The 23734-nt window shown below is 61.5% G+C and carries 20 protein-coding genes; 8 read left to right on the top strand and 12 right to left on the bottom strand.

What is annotated here, in order from left to right:
• Position 1 precedes the first annotated feature (1 nt).
• The 6 genes from HXW87_RS25865 to HXW87_RS25840 all read right to left on the bottom strand — a co-directional run bounded on the left by HXW87_RS25865 (position 2) and on the right by HXW87_RS25840 (position 6837).
• Positions 2-1333: a DUF58 domain-containing protein gene (locus HXW87_RS25865; RefSeq protein WP_182402213.1), complete on the bottom strand. Its 1332-nt coding sequence runs from the start codon at positions 1331-1333 to the stop codon at positions 2-4.
• Between the two features lie 115 nt (positions 1334-1448).
• Positions 1449-2450 (bottom strand): MoxR family ATPase, encoded by a 1002-nt coding sequence (locus tag HXW87_RS25860; RefSeq protein WP_182402211.1) that lies wholly within the window; start codon positions 2448-2450, stop codon positions 1449-1451.
• Complete coding sequence (locus tag HXW87_RS25855; protein ID WP_239777973.1) at positions 2447-3610, bottom strand: DUF4350 domain-containing protein; 1164 nt, start codon at positions 3608-3610, stop codon at positions 2447-2449. Before HXW87_RS25855 ends, HXW87_RS25860 begins: the two co-directional genes overlap by 4 nt.
• On the bottom strand, positions 3607-5151 hold the full coding sequence (locus HXW87_RS25850) for a DUF4129 domain-containing protein (RefSeq protein ID WP_239777972.1): 1545 nt from the start codon (positions 5149-5151) through the stop codon (positions 3607-3609). Before HXW87_RS25850 ends, HXW87_RS25855 begins: the two co-directional genes overlap by 4 nt.
• Positions 5138-6115, bottom strand: coding sequence for a stage II sporulation protein M (locus HXW87_RS25845; protein WP_239777971.1), 978 nt, complete (start codon positions 6113-6115; stop codon positions 5138-5140). The genes HXW87_RS25850 and HXW87_RS25845 overlap by 14 nt, the downstream gene beginning before the upstream one ends.
• Positions 6112-6837 (bottom strand): RDD family protein, encoded by a 726-nt coding sequence (locus HXW87_RS25840; RefSeq protein ID WP_047296080.1) that lies wholly within the window; start codon positions 6835-6837, stop codon positions 6112-6114. The genes HXW87_RS25845 and HXW87_RS25840 overlap by 4 nt, the downstream gene beginning before the upstream one ends.
• Before the next feature lie 181 nt (positions 6838-7018).
• Between HXW87_RS25840 and sbcB the strand changes: the two genes are divergently transcribed.
• On the top strand, positions 7019-8449 hold the full coding sequence (gene sbcB, locus HXW87_RS25835) for an exodeoxyribonuclease I (protein WP_239777970.1): 1431 nt from the start codon (positions 7019-7021) through the stop codon (positions 8447-8449).
• Between the two features lie 103 nt (positions 8450-8552).
• Here the strand turns inward: sbcB and mvaT are convergent, their stop codons facing one another.
• A complete protein-coding gene (gene mvaT / locus HXW87_RS25830) occupies positions 8553-8930 on the bottom strand; it encodes a histone-like nucleoid-structuring protein MvaT (RefSeq protein WP_041068510.1) in 378 nt (125 codons plus the stop codon).
• A 337-nt stretch (positions 8931-9267) separates the two neighbouring features.
• Here mvaT and purU point away from each other — a divergent pair, with 337 nt between their 5' ends.
• Both purU and HXW87_RS25820 read left to right on the top strand, forming a co-directional pair.
• Positions 9268-10116 carry a formyltetrahydrofolate deformylase gene (gene purU, locus HXW87_RS25825; protein ID WP_003227580.1) on the top strand — a complete coding sequence of 283 codons (849 nt, stop codon included), beginning with the start codon at positions 9268-9270 and terminating at the stop codon, positions 10114-10116.
• Between the two features lie 87 nt (positions 10117-10203).
• Positions 10204-10380 (top strand): hypothetical protein, encoded by a 177-nt coding sequence (locus tag HXW87_RS25820; protein WP_167797083.1) that lies wholly within the window; start codon positions 10204-10206, stop codon positions 10378-10380.
• On the opposite strand, the gene HXW87_RS25815 is transcribed toward HXW87_RS25820, so the two are convergent.
• The 4 genes from HXW87_RS25815 to HXW87_RS25800 all read right to left on the bottom strand — a co-directional run bounded on the left by HXW87_RS25815 (position 10343) and on the right by HXW87_RS25800 (position 15304).
• Entirely contained in the window at positions 10343-11362 is a 1020-nt protein-coding gene (locus HXW87_RS25815) for a lysylphosphatidylglycerol synthase transmembrane domain-containing protein (RefSeq protein ID WP_239777969.1), read from the bottom strand. The genes HXW87_RS25820 and HXW87_RS25815 overlap by 38 nt on opposite strands.
• Positions 11359-12135: a DUF2334 domain-containing protein gene (locus HXW87_RS25810; protein WP_239777968.1), complete on the bottom strand. Its 777-nt coding sequence runs from the start codon at positions 12133-12135 to the stop codon at positions 11359-11361. Before HXW87_RS25810 ends, HXW87_RS25815 begins: the two co-directional genes overlap by 4 nt.
• Complete coding sequence (locus HXW87_RS25805) at positions 12128-13219, bottom strand: glycosyltransferase family 1 protein (protein ID WP_239779188.1); 1092 nt, start codon at positions 13217-13219, stop codon at positions 12128-12130. The genes HXW87_RS25810 and HXW87_RS25805 overlap by 8 nt, the downstream gene beginning before the upstream one ends.
• 195 nt (positions 13220-13414) lie before the next feature.
• Positions 13415-15304: a methyl-accepting chemotaxis protein gene (locus tag HXW87_RS25800; RefSeq protein WP_047296072.1), complete on the bottom strand. Its 1890-nt coding sequence runs from the start codon at positions 15302-15304 to the stop codon at positions 13415-13417.
• Positions 15305-15490: 186 nt separating this feature from the next.
• Between HXW87_RS25800 and HXW87_RS25795 the strand changes: the two genes are divergently transcribed.
• A complete protein-coding gene (locus HXW87_RS25795; protein ID WP_239777967.1) occupies positions 15491-16978 on the top strand; it encodes a helicase HerA-like domain-containing protein in 1488 nt (495 codons plus the stop codon).
• Between the two features lie 89 nt (positions 16979-17067).
• Here the strand turns inward: HXW87_RS25795 and HXW87_RS25790 are convergent, their stop codons facing one another.
• Complete coding sequence (locus HXW87_RS25790) at positions 17068-17523, bottom strand: DciA family protein (RefSeq protein ID WP_047296070.1); 456 nt, start codon at positions 17521-17523, stop codon at positions 17068-17070.
• Positions 17524-17830: 307 nt separating this feature from the next.
• On the opposite strand from HXW87_RS25790, the gene secA reads away from it, so the two are divergent.
• The 4 genes from secA to HXW87_RS25770 all read left to right on the top strand — a co-directional run bounded on the left by secA (position 17831) and on the right by HXW87_RS25770 (position 23660).
• A complete protein-coding gene (secA, locus tag HXW87_RS25785; RefSeq protein WP_041068523.1) occupies positions 17831-20566 on the top strand; it encodes a preprotein translocase subunit SecA in 2736 nt (911 codons plus the stop codon).
• 122 nt (positions 20567-20688) lie between these two features.
• Positions 20689-21906: a bifunctional glutamate N-acetyltransferase/amino-acid acetyltransferase ArgJ gene (argJ, locus tag HXW87_RS25780; RefSeq protein ID WP_047296069.1), complete on the top strand. Its 1218-nt coding sequence runs from the start codon at positions 20689-20691 to the stop codon at positions 21904-21906.
• Positions 21907-22086: 180 nt separating this feature from the next.
• Complete coding sequence (locus HXW87_RS25775) at positions 22087-22719, top strand: glutathione S-transferase family protein (RefSeq protein WP_182403943.1); 633 nt, start codon at positions 22087-22089, stop codon at positions 22717-22719.
• On the top strand, positions 22716-23660 hold the full coding sequence (locus HXW87_RS25770) for a Nudix family hydrolase (RefSeq protein WP_121186868.1): 945 nt from the start codon (positions 22716-22718) through the stop codon (positions 23658-23660). Before HXW87_RS25775 ends, HXW87_RS25770 begins: the two co-directional genes overlap by 4 nt.
• The last annotated feature ends 74 nt before the right edge of the window (positions 23661-23734 follow it).

Genomic DNA, 23734 nt, shown 5'->3' with positions numbered 1-23734 from the left:
CTCAGAGCGTTCCGGCCTTCTTCCAGTTGAGGTACTCAGTCACTAATGCGGCGCTCAACTCTCCGGGCTGTACATCGAGCACCTGAACTGCCTGCGCATTCAACCGCTCATGCAACTCTGCCCGGGCATTGAGGTAATCCACCGTGCCGCAATAAGCCAGTGCTTCGGGCAGCGTTTGTGCCGGGGCATTGCGCACGCGATCGAGGGTTTCCTCGCGCAGGCTGACCACCAGCACTTGATGCTGCTGGCTCAGACGTTTGACGCTGGCGAGCAGGTCTTCGGTGTCCTCGTCACGCAGGTTGGTCAGCAGCACGATCAGCGCCCGGCGCTTCTGCCGCGCCAACAGCTGATTGATCGCGGTTGAATAGTCGGCAGGACGCTGACTGCTGTCCAGATCATAAACGGCGTTGAGCAGGACCTTGAGCTGACTGGAACCCTTGATCGGCGCGAGAAAACGCGGTTGCGCGACGGCGAATGTGCTCAGCCCCACGGCATCACCCTGACGCAGGGCCACGTGGCTCAGCAGCAGACACGCATTCAGGGCATGGTCGAAATGCGACAGCTCGCCATCCTGGCTGCGCATTTGCCGGCCGCAATCGAGCATGAACATGATCTGCTGGTCGCGTTCATCCTCGTACTCGCGGGCAATCGGCGTGCGCTGACGGGCGGTGGCTTTCCAGTCGATCTGGCGCAGGCTGTCGCCCTCGCGAAATTCGCGCAGTTGATGAAACTCCATCCCCTGGCCACGACGCTGGCGCTGACGTACGCCGAGCTGGCTGAGCCAATTGTCAACTGCGAGCAGTTCGCCGCCGTACAGCCGGGCGAAGTCCGGATAGACGCGGATCTCACCGCTCACGTCGAGCAGGCGTTTGCCTGTCCACAGACCGAACGGGCTGGGCAGATTGATTTCGCAATGCTCGAAGCTGAAGTGCCCACGTTTGAGCGGACGCAGGCGATAGCCGACCTCGCTGTATTGCCCGGGTTGCAGTTCGACCACCTGCGGCAGGTTTTCGAAACTCAGCCCCTGTGGCACATGGTCGAAAATCTCCACCGCGACCGGCCCGTTGAAGTCATGGCTGAGCTGCAGCCGTACCTCGCTCCAGCGTCCGAGCGCCAGGCTGCCGGGCGTCTGGCGCTGTAGGCGCGGCGATGGCCGGCGGCTGAGGCGCAGCGCATCGATGATCGCCAGTACCAGCAGCGCCAGGAGCAAGCCCCAGTTGATCGCCGACAGTGGGGCGGGCACGTCGATGTCGAGGGCTTGTAGCGTGCCAGTGAGGATACCGATGAGGCACAGGGCGGCGAGCCAGATCAACAACAGACGTGAGGGTTTCATGGCGCTGCACCGGTTTGTCTGCTGAAAAGATCGCAGCCTGCGGCAGTTCCTGCATAGAGCGCGATCCCCTGTTGGAGCTGCCGAAGGCTGCGATCTTTCGATCTTTTCTGGATCCTCACAGACGCGGCGCCGGCACTTGGTCGAGCAACTGCTGCAGTACCTGATCGACCTGCAGACCTTCGATGTCCAGCTCCGGCGCTACTCGCACCCGATGGCGCAGCACCGAGAGCGCGCAGCCCTTGATGTCATCGGGAAGCACAAACTCGCCGCCACGCAGCAACGCACGGGCGCGGGCGCATCGCACCAGCGCAATCGAGGCTCGCGGGCCGGCGCCGAGGGTCAGGCCGGGCCAGGAGCGGGTGCTGCGTGCCAGTCGTACCGCGTAATCCAGCACTTGGTCGTCAATCGGCAGGTCGCTGGCGATGCGTTGCAAGGCCTGCACGTCCTTGGCCTGCAAGACCGTGCGCAACGGCTGTACATCAAGCATGTCGGCGCGGGTCGAGCGGCTGACCTGACGCACCATGTTCAACTCCTGCTCGGCCTCCGGGTAATCCATGCGCACCTTGAGCATGAAACGGTCGAGCTCGGCTTCCGGCAGTGGATAAGTGCCTTCCTGCTCGATCGGATTTTGCGTGGCGAGCACCATGAACGGCTGGGGTATCGGCAGCGCCCGGCCTTCGAGGGTGACCTGGCGTTCCTGCATGGCTTCGAGCAATGCCGCTTGAGTCTTGGCCGGGGCGCGGTTGATCTCGTCGGCCAGCAGCAGGTGGGTGAACAACGGCCCTTTGCGCAGCTTGAATTGTTCGCTTTGCAGGTCGTAGACCGCGTGGCCGGTGACGTCGCTGGGCATCAGGTCCGGGGTGAACTGGATGCGTGCGAACTCGCCGCCGAAGCATTTCGCCAGGGCGCGAACCAGCAGCGTCTTGCCAAGTCCGGGGACGCCTTCGAGCAGCACATGGCCGCCGGCGATCAACGCGGTCAGCACGTCGTCGATCACGCTGTTCTGGCCGATCAAGGCCTTCTGCAATTCGCCGCGCAGCGCTTGCGCCAACTGGCTGGCACGCTGGCGTTGCTGGGCGGCGTGGGTGGCGCTGCCGGGTTCGATCTGTTCACTCATAGCGTGTTCCTCAAGGTTTGCAGCTGGGCCACCTGGCGACTGAAATCAGCGCTGCTCATGCGCTGTTTTGGCAGCGGGCTCAGGGCCTGGCTGATGGCGCGGGTCGGCTGTCGGGTCAGGCGCGACAGCACCAGCCATTGCTCAGCCACGTTCAACTGGTCGAAGCCGGGATAGCGGCGGCGAGCGCGGCGCAGCACATCCTGTTGCAGGGCTTGCAACAGCGTGTGCTCACCGTTGTGGCGCAGGATGAAGTCGGCACTGGCGCGCAAGTGTTCCTGCAGCTGGCGACGGCCACTCGGGGCAGGTGCCTGCAGTGGCCCTTGGCGCACAGCAACGTGCCACAAGCCAAGGACGATCAGCGCCAGCAGGGCGACGATGGCTTGCGGGAAGTAGCGCCAGAGCAAGGTCAGCAGACCATCGTGCGCCGTGCTGTAAATCAGCGTGACGTCGGTGTCGGCGCTCAGGTACCAGAGCAGCCAGGCATTGTCGTGCTTGGCGATAGCCGGGGTCTTCCACAGTTCGGCATCGGTGACCACCGTGATCGAGCCGACGCCGTAGGGCAATTGCATCATGTGCGTGGCCTTGGCGCTGTTGGCCCAGGCCTGGGCGAGATTCTTCGGGTCGTCCAGATGGAACGCGGTGTCGAAACCGGCGTAGGCCGGCGCGTCCTCGTCTTCGAGGTAGAGTTTGGTCAGGTTCGGGTACGGGTCATCGGCCAGGTCCGCCGGCGGTTCCTTGAGATCCTTGCTCAGCGACTGGTGCAACTGCACCCGGTCCAGCAACAGGTCATCGCTCTGTTTGGCCTGCTTGTCCCACAACGCTTCGGCCACGAATACGATTCGCCCGCCGGCGCGAGCCCAGTTCAACACTTGATCAACCTGCCGTGGTGTCATCCGCGAACGCTCGCCAAACAACAGCAGGGTGTGCCGGCGCGGATCAATATCGGGCAGCACCGCCAGCGTTTCGGCATGGCTGACGTTGAGGCCGTGCTCGCGCAAAAACATTTCTGCCGCCAGATAAGGATTGGCTTGCGCCTGGGGCGACGGGCCGTGATCGATCACTTCCTGATAGGGCCGGGCCCTGACGTACAGATAAACGCTCAACGCGGCGAGCAGCGCGACGATCAGCCCGCCGAGCAACCACGCGCTGCGCCGGCTCAAGCGTGCGCTCCATGGTCGAACAAGGCGCGCCAACCGTCACACAGTTCCCGTTGCAGATGGGCCGCCGGCATGCGGTGCCCATAGGCCATGTTCTGCCAGTGCAGCGTCAGGCTGCGACTGAACGCCAGCAGTTCAGGGTGCTGCAATTGCTCAACCCGCAGCAGTACCTGATGCTCGGTGTCGGCGGGTTTCAAGGTCAGGGCAAAATCGTGCAGCAGACGGCTGAGCAATCCGCGATAGAGCAGGCCCAGCGCAGCGCGCGGCTGGGTTTGCCAGAGTTGTTCGGCGCTGGCGGCGATGTCGTCGGGCAGGGATTGCGGGTTCAGGTCAAGGCCGAATGCTTGTTGTGGAGCAGGAGGCCGGACGCGCGCGGGCGGCTTCGGCCGACGGCTGACGAAGGTGCGCAGGAATTCGCGGTAGCGCCAGATCAGCCAGCCGATAGCCGCGAGCAACGCGCCCCACAGCAGCACTTCGATCAAGACCGCCACAGCATTGAAGCGTTGACCGTCGAGCCAGCCGAGCAGGGTTTTCAGCCATTGCGGGGCCTCGCCGGGTTTGCCCTCGGCCGGGGTTGCCGGGTCGTCACCCAAACGATAGCGCGTCACGCTTTCCTTGTTCTTGAACGGTGGTTGTTCGAGCAGCGCCTTGATGCTGTCGTGCGAAGCCTGACTGGTCAGCGGTTGATTCAGCAGGCGAGGTGCCTCCGGGGCGTTGGCCGGCGCATTCGCCCACGCCGGCGGCACTGTCGGCAACCATAGACAGACGGCCAACAGCAGGCCCAGAGCGCTGCCGTTCAGGCGTTGGCGCAAACGGCGGAACACCAGCTCGATGTCCCACGCTTCCAGTGCCGTGCGCCGGTTCAGATACAGACTGAAACCGCAAGCGACATACACCGGTTCCCAGACCACCAGTACCAGCGCATAGAAAGCGTTGGTCAGGTGCTCCAGCCAACGCCAGTGGTGGTCGCTGTCGAGGATCAGCGATTGCCAGTCCCAGTCGGTTTCGATCTGCTGTGGCAGGAGCATGTAGAACAGCACCATCAGGCCGATCCACAGCGCAGTCTCCAGGTGCATGCCGATGATCGTCAGCCATTGCGCGGCGCCGGCATTGCGTTGCAGCAACACCTGCAAGCGTTGCTGACGCGCCGTGCCGTCGAGGCCTTCGAGTTGCACCACCGGCAGCAGGAAGCTGCGACTCAGGCTCAGGCGGCGCCAGGTCAGGCTGGCCAGCAGTTGTGGTTTCAACAGCCGTGGAAATTCGCGCAGGGCCTGTTTCAGCGTGGGCGTTTCGCCGAACAGGGCCTTGGACAGGATGTACAGCGGCAGGCGCTCGTACGCCGGTTTCAGCCACCAGAAAATCAATACCGCCAGCGACGGCGAATCCCACAGCAACAAGGTCAGCATGGCGAACAACGGCAAGGTGACGATGGCCCAACTGGTCATCAGCAGGCGTCGATGCTGCTGGCTCATGAGCACGCCCAGGTCCATGGCTTCCCAGCTGCTGCGCGGGCGGATCGCCACGGTGGCATCACTCAGGCGCATGGCGTGTCCTTCCGGCGAGCAGCAGATAAGCCGCGACGGCGATCCACAACGCAGCGCCGACCGCGTATTTGATCTGCGGTGTGACCCCGGTCTTCGACGACCAGTACGCTTCGATGAACGCCGCGATCAACAGGAACAGCATGACCCCGCACACCAGCAGCACACTTTTGCGCGCGGCCTCCACCAGCGCCTCGCCGCGCGTCAGCCGCCCGGGCGCAATCACGCTCCAGCCGAGTTTCATCCCCGCCGCCCCCGCCAGGGCAATGGCCGTCAGCTCGAAAGCGCCGTGGCCGATCACGAACGACCAGAACGTCTGGCCAAATCCGATCTCGGTCAGGTGCCCGGCGACCGCACCGATGACCAGCCCGTTGTAGAACAGGAAAAATGTGCTGCCCACGCCCAGCAGCAAACCGCTGGCGAAGGTCTGAAAGGCGATTCCGATGTTGTTCATCACGTAATAACCGAACATCACCCAGTCCTCACTGGCCGCCCGTTCGGCCGAGCGCCCGAGGTGCCCGGCCACCGGGTCGTACATGGTCTGCATTTCGCGCACCTGTTCGGCGGGGATCAGGTTGTAGATCAGTTCGGGAAAGGCATGCACCAGCAAGGCGAAGCCGATCAGGCTGCCGAAAAACACCAGTCCGGCGGCCAGCACGAAGGGCCACTCGGCGCGCACCAGCCGGGGGAAGTCTGCGAGGATGAAACCGAGCAGGTTGGCGGCGAAGCGACTGCGGTGCCGATACAGCTGCTGGTGGCCGCGCAACACCAGTTGTTGCAGCGAGTCGATCAGAAAACTGCTGTAGCCGCGCTCCTGCGCCAACGCCAGATGCTGGCAGAGGCGTCGATAAGCCTTGGGGAAACTGGCTGCCTGCGAGGTGTCCTTGCCATGTTCGAGGCGTTCGAGGGCGAGGGTGAAGCGCTCCCATTCGGCCTTGTGGCGAGCTTCGAAAAGACTCTGCTTCATGTCGGACCCAACAGGCCGCGGGCGATGCCATTGAGCTCGCTGACCGCTTTGGGCGTCGGGATGTGCAGCGGCTGGGCGAGCAGCGCGGCCAGCTCATTGACCCGCGCCGGCGACAGTTCGGCCTGGCGTTCGGCGAAGGCGAGCAGGGCCCGTTGTTCACTGAGGTTGAGCGGTACGGGCGAGCGGCGCGGCTGGACGTCGGGTAATTGCGGGCGAAGCAGGGCCGGTTCGCTGTAGACCACCAGAGTGCCGGCGGCGATGTCGCCCAGGCGTTTGAAGGTGGGATGTTGCAGGCAACTGATGGCGCCGAAGGCATAACCGAACGGCAGCAGATCGACAAAACGCAGCAGGTTGCGCAGCAGCGACGCCGACCAGCCGACCGGTGTGCCGTTGTCGTGGATCACTCGCAGGCCCATCCATTGCTTGCCTGGTGAACGGCCCTGACGCAGCACTTCGAACAGCACCATGTACCACCAGCTGACGGCAAACAGCAGCAACGAACCCAGGCCCATGCCGAGCTGGCCAAGAAACGCCAGCACCAGGAACAATCCGCCGAGGATGGCGCCGCGAATGCCCAGGTCGATGCCGAAGGCGAGGCTGCGCACCATCAGACCGGCCGGGCGCAACGGCAGGTCGATGCCCTCCGGGGTTTCCACTGGATGGCGGGTATCGAGTGGCGGGTTCAGCGGTGCTTTCCGTGGCAGTGCTGTGTTCTCGAGCATGGGCTACCTGATGGGGCCGGATCGGGATACGAGGTTTGTCCGATGCTAGCAGCCTCTTGGGGGAAAACGACATAACTATGTATTGCACCGCGTGTGGCGCAGGCTGGCCGAATGACACGGCGCTGGCCGCAATGGCGGTTGAACGCCTAGACTTTGCCGATCTCAAGTTCAGGAACCGCCCGTGACTTCAATCTTCTGGTACGACTACGAAACCACCGGCATCAATCCGCGCAATGACCGCCCGCTGCAGGTCGCCGGGATTCGCACCGACCACGATCTCAATGAGATCGACGAACCGGTCAACCTCTACTGCCAGCCCAGTGAAGACATCCTGCCGCACCCGGCGGCGTGCGCCATTACCGGTATCACCCCGAGCCGTCTCGCCGAACAGGGTTTGAGCGAAGCCGATTTCATGACTCGGGTGCATGCGCAACTGGCGGCACCCGGTACTTGCGGTGCGGGTTACAACACCCTGCGCTTCGACGACGAGATGACCCGCTACAGCCTCTATCGCAATTTCTTCGACCCGTATGCCCGTGAATGGCAGGGCGGCAACAGTCGTTGGGATCTGATCGATGTGGTACGCGCCGCGTATGCGTTGCGCCCCGACGGTCTGGTCTGGCCGACCGATGACGCAGGCAAGGTCACCCTCAAGCTCGAACGCCTGACAGCCGCCAACAACATTGACCATGGGCATGCTCACGAGGCGCTCTCGGACGTGCGCGCCACCATCGCCCTGGCGCGGTTGATCCGCGAGAAACAGCCGAAGTTGTATGACTGGCTGTTTCAACTGCGCAGTAAACAGAAAGTCATGGATCAGATTCGCCTGTTGCAGCCGCTGGTGCACATCTCCGGACGCTTCTCGGCGGCTCGCCATTATGTCGGTGTGGTCTTGCCACTGGCCTGGCATCCGCGCAATCGCAATGCCCTGATCGTCTGTGACCTGCACCTTGACCCGCAAGGTCTGCTCGATCTGGACGCCGAAACGCTGCGTCAGCGCCTGTACACCCGTCGCGATGATCTCGCCGAGGGGGAGTTTCCGGTGCCGCTCAAACTGATTCACATCAATCGCTGCCCGGTGGTGGCGCCGTTGTCGGTATTGCGTGCCGACGATCAGCAGCGTCTGGGCCTGGACATGGCGCTCTACCAGGCGCGTGCGCTGCGGCTAAGTGACGCACAACAAGTTTGGAAAGATAAAGTTACGGCAATTTATGCCAGCGAAGACTTCACCCCGAATGAAGACCCGGAACAGCAGTTGTACGATGGATTTATCGGTGATCGTGATCGGCGTCTATGCGAGCAAGTGAGGACAGCGGATCCGGCGCAATTAGCGCAAGAGCAATGGCCGTTCGATGACGAACGTCTGCCGGAATTACTCTTTCGATATCGCGCACGCAACTTTCCCGATACGTTGAATTTTGCCGAGCAAGAGCGCTGGAGAATATTCTGTCAGCAGCGTTTGTCCGAGCCGCACATGGGCGCACCTAATACCCTGCAATCTTTCGCCGAGGCCGCGCAGCAATGGGCGCTTAATGCGACGTCGATACAGAATCAAGTGCTCAATGAGTGGCAGAATTATGTCCAGGCATTGCGCAAACGTTTGAATCTTTGAAATCGAACATAGTGTGCCCATGAAATACCGGGCATAAAAAAACGCCAGCGTAAGCTGGCGTTTTTCATGGGCCGCAGAATCAGTCTGCGACAGGCATTGCGGCTTAGCCCAGCAGGGTAGCCCAGCCTTCAACCACGTCACCGCCCCACTTGGCTTTCCACTCTTTCAGGGTCTTGTGGTTGCCACCTTTGGTTTCGATGACTTCGCCGTTGTGCGGGTTTTTGTATTGTTTAACTTTGCGTGCACGCTTGGTGCCAGTAGTTTTGACTGCGACGCCACGGGTGCCTTTGGTTTTCGATTCCGGATCCAGCAGGGCGATGATGTCGCGCAGGGATTTGGAGTATTCGCCCATCAGGGTGCGCAGTTTGCCTTCGAATTCCAGCTCGGCTTGCAATTTGTCGTCTTGCGACAGATTTTTCAAACGCGCTTGCAGCTCTTTGATAGCTTCTTCGGTGGCGCGATATTCGTTGATCAAGGACATGGTAACTACCTTATGCGGATGTGTTGAATGGCAGGGGACAGTGCCGCAATAATAGTCAGGCTGTTTCATCAAGTAAACATTTAAGCGTATTTTTTATTTGAATTAGTTACGTGAAATAACCGGTAAATTGAATGGTCATCTAAATAATGTGATGCAGTCATCACGATTATTCACAATTATCTGGCCGAACAGCTTCACCGGCGCATCATCGCTTCGTCGTACAGTGCGCTCAGGCGCCATGAACCGCGCCCTCTCCGGCAAGTGCTCATCATTACTGCAGATTTCGCGCACAGTCGCTAGAATGGCCGCCTTTGCGAAGTTCTGGAGTTTCCCCCTCATGCGCACCTTTCGGTTGGTGATTTCCTGCCCTGACCGCGTTGGCATCGTTGCCAAAGTCAGTAACTTTCTGGCATCCCACAACGGCTGGATCACCGAAGCGAGCCACCACTCGGATAATCAGAACGGCTGGTTTTTCATGCGTCACGAGATCCGCGCCGATTCGCTGCCGTTCGGTATTGAAGTGCTGCGCGAGAAGTTTGCGCCGATTGCCGAAGAGTTCTCGATGGACTGGCGCATTACTGACACCGAGCAGAAGAAACGCGTGGTGCTGATGGCCAGCCGCGAATCCCACTGCCTGGCCGACTTGCTGCACCGCTGGCACAGCGACGAGCTCGATTGCGAAATCTCCTGCGTGATTTCCAACCACAATGACCTGCGCAGCATGGTCGAGTGGCACGGCATTCCTTATTACCATGTCCCGGTCAATCCGCAGGACAAGGAGCCAGCGTTCGCCGAAGTCTCGCGTCTGGTCAAACAGCACGACGCCGAAGTGGTGGTGCTGGCGCGCTACATGCAGATCCTGCCGCCGGCGCTGTGCCGCGAATACGCGCACAAGGTGATCAACATTCATCACAGCTTCCTGCCGTCGTTCGTCGGTGCCAAGCCGTACCATCAGGCGTCGCTGCGCGGCGTGAAGCTGATCGGCGCGACTTGCCACTACGTGACCGAAGAGCTGGACGCCGGTCCGATCATCGAGCAGGACGTGGTGCGCGTCAGCCACAGCGACAGCATCGAAGACATGGTGCGTTTTGGCCGTGACGTCGAGAAGATGGTGTTGGCCCGTGGCCTGCGTTATCACCTCGAAGACCGCGTGCTGGTGCACGGCAACAAGACCGTGGTGTTCTGATCGAACCCACGCGTACTTGAATAATGAAGGGCCTGGGCGTTCAATCGTCCCAGGCCCTTTTTTCGTTTCAGCCCTTGAGGAACTGCCGTGAGCGACCCACTGGACAAAGCCACTTCGAAAGCGCCGGCCACCCTGGGTGAGGGCTGTCTTAGCCGCTACGACCCGGATGACCTGAGCCCGGAAGACGGCACCGAGTTTCCCGGCGCCGCCGAGTTGTGGGAGCAACTCAAGGAGCAGGCGGACGAACCTGAGAAGCCTGCCTGAACTTCAGCAGCTTCTTGAGCAGCGGCCGCCCGAGCATCAACAGAAACACCGGGCCGCCCACCACCAGATAGAAATAGAACGTCACCACCCGCCAGATCAGAATCGCTGCCGCCGCGGTGGATTTACCGACCATCGGCGCCAGCAGCGCTGCCGAGGTCAGTTCCGCCGCCCCCGCGCCACCGGGCAACAAGCTCATTTGACCGGCCCCCAGCGACAGCATCTGCACCAGAAAACTCCAGGCCCACTGCAGGTCCGCGCCCAGCCCGCGCAAGGCCAGGTACAACACGCTGTAACGCAGCAGCCAGTGCATGCAGGTCAGGGCGAAAACCTTGATCAGCGTATGCCACGGCAACTTGAGCGTGTCGATAAACGCATCGAGAAAATGCAGCAGCTTGCGTGCCCAGCGCCGGCGCAAGGCCGGTTGCACGTTGAGGCGGGCGAGCAGGCGTCCGCTCAGAAGAATCAGGCGACGGTGGTAGCGCGCCAGCAGCACGCAACTGAACAACCCACCGAACAGTGACACGGCGCTGACCATCAGCAGCCACTCCAGGCGATCGCTGAGGTGCTGAAACAAGGCGTAAATCAGGATGCCGCTCAAGGCACAGAGAAAGAACAGCAGATCGCTCAACTGATCCATGGCAAACACCGCACTGCCACGGGCCGGGCGCACACCGCAGCGCGCCAGCAAGGCCATGATCGTCAGCGGCCCGCCACTGCCGCCGGGAGTGGCGCAGTAGGCGAACTCCGCGGCCATCACCACACCGAGGCTTTTCAGCGGCGTGACCCGATCGCGCTGATCGCCCAGCAGCAGGCGCAAGCGCAGGGTGTTGATACCCCAGCAGAACAGAATCATGCCGAACATGATCAGCAGCCAGTGAAGCGGAAAGTTCTGCAACCGCGCGCCGATCTCGCCGCCGCCGAGCAGCACCGGGATCAGTACAGCGGCGAGCAGGCCGATCAACAACACAATGCCGCGACTCATGCAGCGCGCTCCATTCGCCCGCGGTGCTGGGTGAGCCAGTCGATTTTGCTCATGGGCGTGCGTCCTTCTGCCAGCAGCCGTTCAAGGGTTCGTAGCCAGTAATCACGCGCGAAGGCGTGGCGCATGTCTACCGGGTGCAAGCCTAGACGAATCACCGCGGCGTCGCGCCAGTGCTGTTGGCGCTGTTCGCTGACGATTTTTGACAAACCCCGGCGCCAGGCACTGCGCGCGCTCCAGAATAGGCCCGGGGCATTGATGGCGGTGAAATCCGGCAATTGATAAAGATGTTGCGGGTCGCTGGTGTAGCTTAATGGCGTTTCACGAAGGGCCTGGCGGGTGCCCTCACTCATCAGCCAGGCCGGGGCGACGAAGCCGTGCAACGGCCAGCCATTGCGCCGGAACAGTTCGATGCCATGGCGCAGGCGAGCCTGCGCCGCTTCCCGGGACAGCCGATAAAACTCACCCTCGTGGGTGTAGATTCGGCGCATGAACCAGTCACGGGGCGTGGTCGGGGCTGGCTCGCGGTCGTCATGGTAATAGCCGTGCAAGGCCAGTTCATCGCCACGGACAAGCCGCTCGCCGAGCATTCGGCAGAACGCGGGATGATCCTCAAGCGCATCGTGACCATGGAAATCCGGAACGACCAGCCAGGTCATCGGTACGCCACCCATTGCGTCGACCGCCTCGACAAATGGCCGATAATCCGCCCACGTCGACGGCGCCACGTCGTGCAGCACCAGCAGCACTGCGCGGTCATTCAAGGAATCAGCCATTGGCCACTCTTTGCCGCGAGTGACCGAGCACCGCGTGGTAATGACCGAGCAGGCTGTCGACCACGCTGTCCCAGGAGTAACGCCGTTCGACATGTTGTCGCGCTTGATGGCCGAGTTTCAGGCAGCCGCGACTGAACAGCTCGCGCACCGCATTGGCCATGGCTTGCGGGTTGTTCGGTGCACAGAGCAAGCCGCAGTCTTCGGCGACGATTTCTTCAAACGCACCGGCCGCCACTGCGAGCACCGGAATCCCGCAGGCCATGGCTTCGAGGATCACCAGACCGAAGGTTTCCTGATCGCCGGCATGGATCAGGGCATCGGCGCTGGCCATTAATCGCGCCACGGTGGCGGCAGGACAGAACCCGTCGATCACGCTGACATTGTCCGGGACCACGGCGGGCATCGATGAACCGACCAACAACAGTTGATAGCGCGGGCCGAGGCGTTGCATGCATTTGAGCAGCACTGGCAGGTTTTTCTCTTTGGAGCCGCGTCCGGCAAAGATCAGCAGACGGGTGTCTTCGGCAATGCCCAGTTCGGCGCGCAAACCCTTGTCGCGGGCGCCAGGATGGAAAGTTTGCAGATCCACCCCCAGCGGTTGCACGAACACGTTGCGCACCCCCAGGCCTCGAAGTTTATCGGCCATCACTTGGCTCGGCGCCAGCACCCGGTCGAAGTTGCCGTACAGTTTGCTGACGTAAGCCTCGACATTCGGCGTGACCCAATGGCCCATGCGATTGCTCACCAGCAACGGCAGATCCGAGTGATAAAAGCCGATCACCGGCACATCCAGGTGACGCCGCGCGTCGAGCGCCGCCCAGGCAGTCAGGTACGGGTCGCCGACTTCGATCAGCTCCGGTTGCAAGTCCTGCAGGACATTGCGCCACGGAGCAAGACGCACGGGGAAGCGATAACCTTTGCCAAAGGGCAGGGCAGGTGCGGGCACTGTGTAGACGCCATCGTGTTCACCGAAGTGCGCACCGGGGATCAGCAGGCTGTGGCGAATGCCCGTTTTGACGCCCAGCCGGCGGTGCTTGGCGTCCAGGTAAGTGCGTACGCCGCCGCTGGCCGGGGCGTAGAACATGGTGATGTCGGCGATATGCACAGTGATCAACCCTCCGCTGCGTTGCACTCCCTTGGTTGACCTTTATCCAGAATAGATGTTCGGTCGGGAATTGGCGGTGGGTCTCAAGGGTAATAAGATCGCAGCCTGCGGCAGCTCTTACACAGGATGTGTGTTCACCCTGTAGGAGCTGCCGCAGGCTGCGATCTTTTGATCTTAGATGCGGAAACTGCCGACCAACTGCTGCAGCCGCGAAGCCTGCTGCTCCAGATCCGAACAGGCGCGCAAGGTCGCCTGCAGGTTTTCGACGCCTTCCTGGTTCAATGTGTTGATCTCGGTGATGTCGACGTTGATCGACTCGACCACCGCTGTCTGCTCTTCGGTCGCGGTGGCCACCGACTGGTTCATCCCGTCGATCTCGCCGATGCGCTGGGTCACGCTGTTCAGGCGTTCGCCGGCAAGGTTGGCGATTTCCACGCTGTCCTGGCTGTGGCGCTGGCTGTCGCTCATGGTACTCACCGATTCACGGGCGCCGACCTGCAGCTCTTCAATCATGGTCTGCACTTGCTGCGCCGATTCCTGGGTGCGGTGCGCCAGGTTGCGCACTTCGTCGGCGACCACGGCAAAACCACGTCCGGCCTCACCGGCACGCGCGGCTTCGATGGCGGCGTTGAGCGCCAGCAGGTTGGTTTGCTGGGAGATGCTGGTGATCACTTCCAGAATCTGCCCGATGTTCACGGTTTTGCTGTTCAGCGACTCGATGTTGGTGCTGGAGGCGCTGAGCATGCTCGACAGTTGATTCATCGCCTTGATACTGCGATCCACCACTTGCTGGCCGTCTTCGGCGAGGCCGCGGGCGTCGCTGGCCTGGTTCGAGGCTTGTGCGGCATTGCGCGCGATTTCCTGGGCGGCAGCGCCCAGTTGATTGATCGCGGCGGCGACGCTGCTGGTGCGCGAGGCTTGCTGGTCGGAGTTGTACATCGACGAGTTGGACGCGGCGACCACGCGCAGCGCGACCTCGTTGACCTGGCCGGTGGCCGACGACACTTCGCGGATCGAGCCGTGAATACGCTCGACGAAGCGGTTGAATGCGGTACCCAGCACGCCGAATTCATCGTTGTTGACGATAGTCAGGCGCTTGGTCAGGTCGCCCTCGCCATCGGCGATGTCTTCCATGGCGCGGGTCATGACGTGCAGCGGCTGAATCAGCAGGCGAATCAGCATGCCCAGCAGCGCAATGATGATCACCACCGCAATCACGGTGGCAATCACCGCCGAGGTGCGGAACTCGCTGAGCATCGAGAAGGCTTTGTCCTTGTCCACCGACAGACCGATGTACCAGTTCACCGACGGCAGGCCTTTGATCGGTGTGAAGCTGACGATGCGCGTCTTGCCGTCGACCGTGATTTCACTGAAGTCGCTGCTGATGCGCGGGGTGTCCTGCGGATAGGCTTCTTTCAGTGACTTCATCACCAGCGCCTTGTCCGGGTGCACGAGGATCTTGCCGTCGGCGCTGACCAGGAACGCATAGCCCATGCCGGAGAAGTCCCGGGCGGTGAGGGTGTCGACCAGGGTTTGCAGGCTCAGGTCGCCGCCGACCACGCCAACGCTCTGACCGGCTTTTTTCGAGGCGGTGGCGATGGAGATGATCAACTGGCCGGTGGCGGCGTCGATGTACGGTTCGGTCAGGGTCGAGGCGCTGCTGCTCTCGGCACCTTTATACCAAGGGCGCACCCGTGGATCGAAGCCGTCCGGCATCTTTACGTCCGGGCGGATGGTGAAGTGACCGGTGGCATCGCCCAGGTAAGTGGCCATGAACGTCGAGGTCAGGGATTTCTGCTCCAGCAGGCTCGCGACGTTGGCCGGTTCCGGGTTGATGGCGATGTTCTGGGCCGCGTTCTCGACCAGCAGAATGCGTCCGTTGAGCCAGGTCTGGATGTTATCGGCGGTGACTTCGCCCATCTCGTTGAGATAGTTGTTCAGGTCATCGCGGATCGCGTTGCGTTGCAGCCAGTCGTTGTACAGCGTGAACGAGGCGAAAGCGGCGATGACGATGAGGGCGGCGGCAAGCAAAATTTTATGGCTGAAGCGCAGGTTTTTGTTCATGGCTTGGGGTTCCGCTAAGGTCTTAATGTCCTGGGCGTGCTTTTATAAAGACGCGCAATATGGGCAAGGGTGAAAAAAACTGATATTTCCGGCTCTCCTTAGGGAAATGTCCGACCGACTTTTCAGTCAGGTTCTCGCCCTTAGCTATCGGCCACAGCGGATTAAAGATTAACCATAGGTGACAAAATGCCTGACACATCGCAACTCGTTATCGGCGCCGATCTGACGGGGCAACCGATTGCTCAGGCCATGCGCCTGGCCAACCGCCACGGGCTGATCGCCGGTGCGACCGGGACCGGCAAGACCGTGACTTTGCAACGTCTTGCCGAAGCGTTCAGCGACGCCGGGGTCGCGGTGTTCGCCGCCGACATCAAGGGCGACCTGTGCGGCCTGGGCGCTGCCGGCAATCCGCAGGGCAAGGTCGCTGAGCGCATCGCCGGGATGCCCTGGCTCGACCACAAGCCGCAGGCCTATCCGGTGACGCTGTGGGACATTCACGGCGAATCCGGTCATCCGTTGCGCACTACCTTGAGTGAAATGGGCCCGCTGCTGATCGGCAGCCTGCTGGAACTGACCGACAGTCAGCAGGCGGCGCTGTACGCGGCTTTCAAAGTGGCGGACCGCGAAGGTCTGTTGTTGCTGGACCTGAAAGACCTCAAGGCGCTGCTCAACCACCTCAAGGACAACCCGCAGTTGCTGGGCGAAGATGCCGCGCTGATGACCACCGGTTCCAGTCAGGCGCTGTTGCGCCGGCTGGCGACCCTGGAGCAGCAGGGCGCTGAAGCCTTGTTCGGCGAGCCAGCATTGCAACTCGAAGACATTCTGCAACCGGCGGCGGACGGCCGTGGGCGCATTCATTTGCTCGATGCCAGCCGTCTGGTACACGAGGCGCCGAAGGTCTACGCGACGTTCCTGCTGTGGTTGCTGGCCGAGCTGTTCGAGCAGTTGCCGGAGCGCGGCGACGCCGACAAACCGCTGCTGGCGCTGTTCTTCGATGAAGCACATTTGTTGTTCGGCGATACGCCCAAGGCGTTGCAGGAACGTCTGGAACAGGTGGTGCGGCTGATCCGCTCGAAAGGGGTCGGCGTGTATTTCGTCACCCAGTCGCCGGGGGATTTGCCGGATAACGTGCTGGCGCAGCTTGGCCTGCGCATCCAGCACGGTTTGCGCGCGTTTACCGCCAAGGAACAGAAATCCCTGCGCGCGGTGGCCGATGGCTTCCGGCCTAATCCGGCGTTCGATACGTTGTCGGTATTGACGGAGCTGGGCATCGGCGAAGCGCTGGTCGGGACGCTGCAGGAAAAGGGCACGCCGGAAATGGTCCAGCGAGTGCTGGTGGCGCCGCCGCAGTCGCGGATCGGGCCGCTGAGCGAGACCGAACGCACGATGCTGATCGCCGGGTCGCCGTTCAAGGGACGTTATGACAAGCCGATCGATCGTGAATCGGCGTATGAAATCCTGATGGGCCGCAAGGATCTGGCGCCGGAGGCAGAAATGCCGACCGGTAAGGCCGCGCCTGAAGAACCGAGCCTGGCCGATCGTGCCGGAGAGTTTCTGGGCACGGCGGCGGGGCAGGCGCTGAAGTCAGCGATGCGTCAGGCGGCGAATAATCTGGGCAAACAACTGGTGAGAGGGCTGATGGGCTCGTTGCTCGGCGGCAGCAAACGCCGCTAAAAGCAAAGATCGCAGCCTGCGGCAGCTCCTGCAGGGGAACGCATTCTCAATGTAGGAGCTGCCGCAGGCTGCGATCTTTTGCTTTTGCTTCAGGTCTTGTCTTTGGCGTGCGCCGCCAGACGCTCAAGCGCTGCACGCAGGCCAGGATCGCTGATCCCGTCGGCCGTTGATTGAATCGTCTGCGCTGCATCCGTCGACAGATCCATTGAGTGTCCGCCTGGCCGATGCTGGACCAGCGGCGGTTGCACGCGGAACAGGATGCGCGTCAGGTTGGCGAATTCTTCGAACAGCTGCAGTTGGCGTTGCAGGCGTTTTTGCTGGTAACGCAGGCGCGTCGCCCAGTGCCCGTCGGTCACCACCAGCGTCAATTGGCCTTCACGCCACTTGGCCACATGGCAATGTGTGCGGGCGGCCGGTTGCAGCTGGCTTTCAAGCAGGCGTTGCAGATGAGCGAGGCGTTGGGCATGGCCGAGAATGGCTTTGAGCGGCTTGGCTTCGCGTAGCAGAACGGCGGGCGCTCTGGCTGTGAGGGGGCGAAATGCCATGATCGAACACCTGAAGTAACAGACGCGCCATGGTAGCAGAAAGCGACGGAACCACTCGCCCATTGCTTTTGTCCCTGCTTTACCCATTAAATCAACAACTAACTTCTTGCCTTGATGGGTTGAAGTTGAGCAAAACGCCCTTATTTTAAGTGAGCCCCGTCAAAGCGCAGTGCCAGCATCGTGGAATATCGCCACTTTCCTCACCACCGTTTCCGGGTAGAATGCTCGTTCGCATGCGGCCATGAGGGCTGCACGGGCGACTCACGGGGCCGCCCTCCATCCCTTTAGTGTGGAAGATCCTGCCGATATGTTTGCGCCTTTGTTAAAGAAACTTTTTGGAAGCAAGAACGAGCGTGAAGTCAAACGCATGCTCAAGACGGTGCAGCTCGTCAATGCCTTCGAAGAGCAAATGGTGGCCCTTTCGGACGATCAATTGCGTGCCAAGACCAACGAGTTCAAGGCCCGTATCGCCAAAGGGGAATCCCTCGACAAGCTGTTGCCTGAAGCCTTCGCGGTCGCCCGTGAAGCCGGCAAGCGCGTCATGGGCATGCGCCACTTCGACGTCCAGTTGATCGGCGGCATGACCTTGCATGAAGGCATGATTGCCGAGATGCGTACCGGCGAGGGTAAAACCCTCGTGGCCACCCTGGGCGTTTACCTCAACGCGCTGTCCGGCAAGGGCGTGCATGTTGTGACCGTGAACGACTACCTGGCCCGCCGCGACGCCAACTGGATGCGTCCGCTGTATGAATTCCTCGGCCTGACCGTCGGCGTCGTGACGCCGTTCCAGCCGCCGGAAGAGAAGCGCGCCGCCTACGCTGCCGACATCACCTACGGCACCAACAACGAATTCGGTTTCGACTACCTGCGCGACAACATGGCGTTCAGCATGGAAGAGAAATTCCAGCGCGAACTCAATTTTGCCGTGATCGACGAAGTCGACTCCATCCTCATCGACGAAGCCCGTACCCCGCTGATCATTTCCGGTCAGGCCGAGGACAGTTCCAAGCTGTACATGGAGATCAACAAACTGATCCCGCAGCTGGAACTGCACGTCGAAGAAGTCGAAGGCCAGGTCACCAAGGCCGGCCACTACACGATCGACGAGAAGACCCGTCAGGTCGAACTCAACGAAGCCGGTCACCAGTACATCGAAGAAATGCTCACCGGCGTCGGCCTGCTGGCCGAAGGCGAGAGCCTGTACTCGGCGCATAACCTGGGCCTGCTGACCCACGTTTATTCGGGTCTGCGTGCGCACAAACTGTTCCACCGCAACGTCGAATACATTGTGCAGGACGGTCAGGTCGTACTGGTCGACGAACACACCGGTCGTACCATGCCGGGTCGTCGTCTGTCCGAAGGCCTGCACCAGGCCATCGAAGCCAAGGAAGGTCTGAACATCCAGGCCGAGAGCCAGACCCTGGCCTCGACCACGTTCCAGAACTACTTCCGTCTGTACACCAAGCTGTCCGGCATGACCGGTACCGCTGACACCGAAGCGTTCGAATTCCACCAGATCTACGGCCTGCAGGTCATGGTCATTCCGCCGAACAAGCCGTTGGCGCGTAAAGACTACAACGACCTGGTGTTCCTGACCGCCGAAGAGAAATACGCGGCGATCATCAACGACATCAAGGAAGGCATGGCCCAGGGCCGTCCGATCCTGGTGGGTACCGCGACCATCGAAACCTCCGAGCACGTGTCCAGCCTGCTCAACAAGGAAGGTATCGAACACAAGGTACTGAACGCCAAGTTCCACGAAAAAGAAGCCGAGATCATTGCGCAAGCCGGTCGTCCGGGCGCCCTGACCATCGCCACCAACATGGCCGGTCGTGGTACCGACATCCTGCTGGGCGGCAACTGGGAAGTGGAAGTCGCGGCGCTGGAAAACCCGAGCCCCGAGCAGATCGCCCAGATCAAGGCCGACTGGCAGAAGCGTCACCAGCAAGTGCTGGAGTCCGGCGGTCTGCAGGTGATCGCCTCCGAGCGTCACGAATCCCGTCGTATCGACAACCAGCTGCGTGGCCGTGCCGGCCGTCAGGGCGACGCCGGTTCCAGCCGCTTCTACCTGTCGCTGGAAGACAGCCTGATGCGCATCTTCGCCTCTGACCGGGTGAAGAACTTCATGAAAGCCCTGGGCATGCAGCCGGGCGAAGCGATCGAACACCGCATGGTGACCAACGCGATCGAGAAGGCGCAGCGCAAGGTGGAAGGTCGCAACTTCGACATCCGCAAGCAACTGCTCGAGTTCGACGACGTCAACAACGAACAGCGTAAAGTGATCTATCACATGCGTAACACGTTGCTGGCCGCCGACAACATCGGTGAAACCATCGCCGATTTCCGTCAGGACGTGCTCAACGCCACCGTCAGCGCGCACATTCCGCCGCAATCGCTGCCAGAGCAGTGGGACGTGGCCGGTCTGGAAGCGTCGATTGCCAGCGACTTCGGGGTGAAATTGCCGATCCAGCAATGGCTCGACGAAGACGATCACCTGTACGAAGAGACCCTGCGCGAGAAGCTGATGGTCGAGCTGATGGCGGCGTACAACGAGAAAGAAGATCAGGCCGGTGCCGAAGCACTGCGCTCGTTCGAGAAACAAATCGTTCTGCGCGTGCTGGACGATCTGTGGAAAGACCACCTGTCGACCATGGATCACCTGCGTCACGGCATCCACCTGCGTGGCTACGCCCAGAAGAACCCGAAGCAGGAATACAAGCGCGAGTCGTTCACGCTGTTCTCCGAGCTGCTGGATTCGATCAAACGCGACTCGATCCGTGTGCTGTCGCACGTTCAGGTACGCCGCGAAGATCCGGAAGCCGAAGAGCAACGCCTGCGTGAGGAAGCCGAAGCACTGGCCGCGCGCATGCAGTTCGAACACGCCGAGGCCCCGGGTCTGGAGCAGCCGGAAGTATTGGGTGAAGAGGTCGATGTAGCCCTTGCCACCGCGCCGGTGCGCAACGAGCAGAAGCTGGGCCGCAACGAACTGTGCTACTGCGGTTCGGGCAAGAAATTCAAGCATTGCCACGGGCAGATCCAGTAAACCCCGTTTCAATCGCTGAAATACCCGCGCCGCGACCGGCTCCTGCCGTCGCGGCGTTTTGCCATTTACACCACCGCCATCCCTGTGAGCGGTGCTGACATCATTGAGTAAGGAGCGCATTCATGGCTGTTGGTCTTGGTCCTTTGCCAACGTTGCACCCGGTTGCCGGTTTTGAACTCGGTATCGCCTCGGCCGGCATCAAGCGCCCCGGGCGCAAGGATGTGGTAGTGATGCGCTGTGCCGAAGGTTCGACCGTGGCCGGCGTGTTCACGTTGAATGCCTTTTGCGCCGCGCCGGTAATCCTGGCGAAAAAACGTGTGCAGAACGCCGTGCGTTACCTGCTGACCAACACCGGTAACGCCAACGCCGGTACCGGTGAGCCGGGTCTGGCGGCTGCCGAGCGCACTACCGCCAAACTGGCCGAGCTGACCGGTGTCGATGCCAGCCAGATCCTGCCGTATTCCACCGGTGTGATCGGTGAGCCGCTGCCGGTCGAGAAGATCGAAGGCGCGCTGCAAGCGGCGCTGGATGATCTGTCGGAAAACAACTGGGAAGCGGCCGCCACCGGCATCATGACCACCGATACCCTGCCCAAGGGCGCCAGTCGCCAGTTCCAGCATGACGGCGTGACCATCACCGTTACCGGCATCAGCAAAGGCGCCGGCATGATTCGCCCGAACATGGCGACCATGCTCGGCTACATCGCCACCGACGCCAAAGTCTCCCGCGACGTGCTGCACAACCTGATGCTGGACGGTGCAAACAAGTCGTTCAACCGCATCACCATCGACGGCGACACCTCGACCAACGACTGCTGCATGCTGATTGCCACCGGCAAGGCTGCCCTGCCGGAAATCACCCGCGCCGAAGGCGAGCTGTTCGCCAAGCTGAAACAGGCGGTGTTCGAAGTGTGCATGGACGTGGCCCAGGCCATCGTGCGTGACGGCGAAGGCGCGACCAAGTTCGTCACAGTTGAAGTCAACGGTGGCGGCAATCATCAGGAATGCCTGGACGTCGGTTACACCGTGGCCCACTCGCCGTTGATCAAGACCGCGCTGTTTGCTTCCGACCCGAACTGGGGCCGTATTCTGGCCGCTGTCGGGCGTGCCGGCGTGCCGAACCTGGATGTGAGCAAGATCGACGTGTTCCTCGGCGACGTGTGCATCGCCAGCCGTGGCGCCCGTGCCGAGACCTACACTGAAGCACAGGGCTCGGCGGTGATGCAGCAGGAAGAGATCACCATCCGTATCGAGCTGGGTCGCGGCGATTGCAGCGAAACCATCTGGACCACCGACCTGTCGCATGAGTATGTGAAGATCAACGCCGAATACCGCACCTGATCCAAAGGGTGAGGGTGGGCTGCCGGCCTCTTCGCGGGCAAGCCCGCTCCCACAGGGTTCTGTGGTGTACACGAGATTTGTGCACGACCGAAACTACTGTGGGAGCGGGCTTGCCCGCGAAAGCGTCGGACCGTTCACCACAAGTCTTGAAGCTTTCCACTGACGAAAAGGCGCCACACTATGTCCCTGCACCTGATCATCGGCGACAAACTGCTGTCCTCCTGGTCCTTGCGCGCCGCCCTGGCGCTGGAACTGACCGGCGCCCCTTACAGCGAAGAACTGATCAAGCTCGGCAGGCCCGACACCCGCGAGCGGCTGCTCAAGCATTCGCCGACCGCCAAGGTGCCGTTGCTGCAAACCTCTCGCGGCACCATCGCCGACTCTCTGGCGATTGCTGAATACCTGGCCGAGCAGTTCCCGGCCGAACAGCTCTGGCCGAGCGATCTATTCGCTCGCGCGCAGGCCCGCTCTGCGTGTGCGCAGATGCACAGTGGCTTTTTCGCCATGCGCAATCACATGCCGTTCAACCTGAGCCACGATGCTCCGCTCAACCCGGTACCGCCGGAGGTGAAGGTCGATATCGAACGCATGCTCGCGTTGTGGGCTGAATGCCGCGCCGCCGCCACGGAGCCCGGGCCGTATCTGTTTGGCCGGGTGAGCCTGGCTGACGCGTTCTTCGCGCCGATCGCCGTGCGTCTGCGAACTTACCAGGTGCCGTTACCGGCGGTTGATCAAGCCTATGTTGAAACCGTCTACCAATGGCCCGCCTTCAAGGCGTGGCAAATGGCTGGACTGGAGGAGTTGAATCCGTGAAACGCGTACACGTCGCCGCTGCCGTCATTCGTGACGACAGTGGCAAAATCCTCATCGCCCGTCGTGCCGATACCCAGCATCAGGGAGGTCTGTGGGAGTTTCCCGGTGGCAAGGTCGAGGCTGATGAATCGGTCGAAAGTGCCCTGGCTCGCGAGCTTCAGGAAGAGCTGGGCATTGTTGTCGGCGCTGCTCGTCCACTGATCAAGGTCCGCCATGATTACCCCGACAAGCAGGTGTTGCTGGATGTCTGGGAAGTGTCGCAGTTCAGCGGCGAACCGCACGGTGCCGAAGGTCAGCCACTGGCCTGGGTCAGCGCCAAGGATCTGCTGAACTACGAGTTCCCGGCCGCCAACCAGCCGATTGTCGCTGCTGCGCGTTTGCCCGGCGAATACTTGATCACCCCGGAAGATCTGGAAGCCCCGGCCCTGCTGCGCGGCATTCAGAAGGCAATTGCCGGCGGGATCAAACTGATTCAACTGCGTGCACCGAACGGCTATGACCCCAAGTATCGAGACCTGGCGGTGGATGCGGTCGGCCTGTGTGCTGGCAAGGCGCAGTTGATGATCAAGGGGCCGTTCGAATGGCTTGGCGATTTCCCGGCCGCCGGCTGGCACATCACCGCCGCGCAACTGCGCAAATATGCCGAAGCGGGGCGACCATTGCCGGCGGAGCGCTGGCTCGCGGCTTCGTGCCATAACGCTGAAGAGCTGGCGCTGGCCGAACAGATGGGCGTGGACTTCGTCACCCTGTCGCCGGTACAGCCGACCCTGACCCATCCGGATGCGCAGCCGTTGGGTTGGGAGCAGGCGTCGACGTTGATCGAGGGCTTCAGCAAGCCGGTGTTCTTGCTCGGTGGCGTTGGCCCGGCGGAGCGCGAGAAGGCTTGGGGTGTTGGCGCTCAAGGTGTAGCGGGGATTCGCGCATTCTGGCCGGAAGCTTGATTATGTGCTGAGGCCACTGGCCTCATCGCTGGCAAGCCAGCTCCCACAGGTATTGGATGCACCGCAAATGCGGA

It is taken from the genome of Pseudomonas sp. Y5-11 (assembly GCF_022368695.1).
Lineage (GTDB): Bacteria > Pseudomonadota > Gammaproteobacteria > Pseudomonadales > Pseudomonadaceae > Aquipseudomonas > Aquipseudomonas parakoreensis.
The sequence above is the reverse complement of the archived record's forward strand: the minus strand, read 5'-3'. Positions and strand labels throughout refer to the sequence as shown.

Excerpts from the sequence above, each read along its gene's own strand:
- HXW87_RS25865 (WP_182402213.1), bottom strand. The coding sequence starts at position 1,333 with ATGAAACCCTCACGTCTGTTGTTGATCTGGCTCGCCGCCCTGTGCCTC.
- HXW87_RS25860 (WP_182402211.1), bottom strand. The coding sequence starts at position 2,450 with ATGAGTGAACAGATCGAACCCGGCAGCGCCACCCACGCCGCCCAGCAA.
- HXW87_RS25850 (WP_239777972.1), bottom strand. The coding sequence starts at position 5,151 with ATGCGCCTGAGTGATGCCACCGTGGCGATCCGCCCGCGCAGCAGCTGG.
- HXW87_RS25845 (WP_239777971.1), bottom strand. The coding sequence starts at position 6,115 with ATGAAGCAGAGTCTTTTCGAAGCTCGCCACAAGGCCGAATGGGAGCGC.
- HXW87_RS25840 (WP_047296080.1), bottom strand. The coding sequence starts at position 6,837 with ATGCTCGAGAACACAGCACTGCCACGGAAAGCACCGCTGAACCCGCCA.
- mvaT (WP_041068510.1), bottom strand. The coding sequence starts at position 8,930 with ATGTCCTTGATCAACGAATATCGCGCCACCGAAGAAGCTATCAAAGAG.
- purU (WP_003227580.1), top strand. The coding sequence starts at position 9,268 with ATGCGCACCTTTCGGTTGGTGATTTCCTGCCCTGACCGCGTTGGCATC.
- HXW87_RS25815 (WP_239777969.1), bottom strand. The coding sequence starts at position 11,362 with ATGAGTCGCGGCATTGTGTTGTTGATCGGCCTGCTCGCCGCTGTACTG.
- HXW87_RS25810 (WP_239777968.1), bottom strand. The coding sequence starts at position 12,135 with ATGGCTGATTCCTTGAATGACCGCGCAGTGCTGCTGGTGCTGCACGAC.
- HXW87_RS25805 (WP_239779188.1), bottom strand. The coding sequence starts at position 13,219 with ATGTTCTACGCCCCGGCCAGCGGCGGCGTACGCACTTACCTGGACGCC.
- HXW87_RS25800 (WP_047296072.1), bottom strand. The coding sequence starts at position 15,304 with ATGAACAAAAACCTGCGCTTCAGCCATAAAATTTTGCTTGCCGCCGCC.
- HXW87_RS25795 (WP_239777967.1), top strand. The coding sequence starts at position 15,491 with ATGCCTGACACATCGCAACTCGTTATCGGCGCCGATCTGACGGGGCAA.
- HXW87_RS25790 (WP_047296070.1), bottom strand. The coding sequence starts at position 17,523 with ATGGCATTTCGCCCCCTCACAGCCAGAGCGCCCGCCGTTCTGCTACGC.
- secA (WP_041068523.1), top strand. The coding sequence starts at position 17,831 with ATGTTTGCGCCTTTGTTAAAGAAACTTTTTGGAAGCAAGAACGAGCGT.
- argJ (WP_047296069.1), top strand. The coding sequence starts at position 20,689 with ATGGCTGTTGGTCTTGGTCCTTTGCCAACGTTGCACCCGGTTGCCGGT.
- HXW87_RS25775 (WP_182403943.1), top strand. The coding sequence starts at position 22,087 with ATGTCCCTGCACCTGATCATCGGCGACAAACTGCTGTCCTCCTGGTCC.